The sequence below is a fragment of the Acinetobacter sp. YH12211 genome, from assembly GCF_013418015.1.
GTDB classification, from domain to species: domain Bacteria; phylum Pseudomonadota; class Gammaproteobacteria; order Pseudomonadales; family Moraxellaceae; genus Acinetobacter; species Acinetobacter towneri.
Map to the genome: position 1 here is coordinate 1 of NZ_VPCW01000076.1, position 1,039 is coordinate 1,039.

At 41.9% G+C, this 1,039-nt stretch carries 1 pseudogene; it reads left to right on the forward strand.

The window, feature by feature from the left end:
* Nucleotides 1–53 precede the first annotated feature (53 nt).
* Nucleotides 54–986, forward strand: a pseudogene (locus tag FTU98_RS13885) (IS5 family transposase).
* Nucleotides 987–1,039 lie beyond the last annotated feature (53 nt).

A 1,039-nucleotide genomic window follows, 5' to 3' on the forward strand; every position in this document is an offset into this window, starting at 1 on the left:
GGCTTTGTTGCATAAACCTCTGCTAAAAGCTTATTCAGCAATATAATTGCTAGATGAATAAGCCCGCACCTAAAATTTATCGTACAACCAATTGGTCCTCCTACAATCAAGCTTTAATCAATCGAGGAAATATCTCGATCTGGTTTGACCCTGCGACCCAATGGTATGCACAATCAACAGGCAAACCAGGACGAAATCAAACCTATTCCGATTCAGCAATTCAATGCTACCTCATGATGAAATCTCTATTTCGGCTCTCTTTGCGTATGGTGACAGGCTTTGTTCAAAGCCTTATTAAGCTCTGTGGCTTGAATTGGACCGCACCCGATTATTCCACGCTCTGTAAACGACAAAAGCATATCGATATTTCAATTCGTTATCAAAAAAGCAGTGATGGACTTCATCTACTCATCGACTCTACGGGGTTAAAATTTTTAGGTGAAGGCGAATGGAAGCGTAAGAAACATCAGCCATAATATCGTCGCCAATGGCGTAAATTACATATTGGGATTGATGCTGAAACCCTGCAAATACGTGCGGTTCAGCTGACGACAAATAATGTTAGCGATTCACAAGTGCTGGGGGATTTACTTGATCAGATCCCTGAAGATGAGCAAATTGATTCGGTCTATACGAATGGGGCTTATGACACGAAACACTGCCGGCAGGTAATTTCCGATCGGCATGCCCATGCGGTGATTCCACCCAGAAAAAATGCTAAACCCTGGAAAGATACTAAGCCTCACTCACTAGAGCGCAATGAATTACTTCAAACGGTTAAACATTTAGGCAGGACACGATGGAAAAAATGGTCGAGCTATCATCGTCGCAGTTTGGTGGAAACCAAGATGCATTGCATCAAATTATTGGGAGAGAAACTCAGTGCAAGACATTTTCAAAGTCAGGTCAATGAAATACATGCACGTGTAGCAGTATTAAATAAATTCACGGAATTAGGTAGACCGCATACCCGAGTTGTCACTTAAATTTGAACGGCTTGGGGAAAATTCGGCTTTTGAATGTTTATGCAACAAAGCCT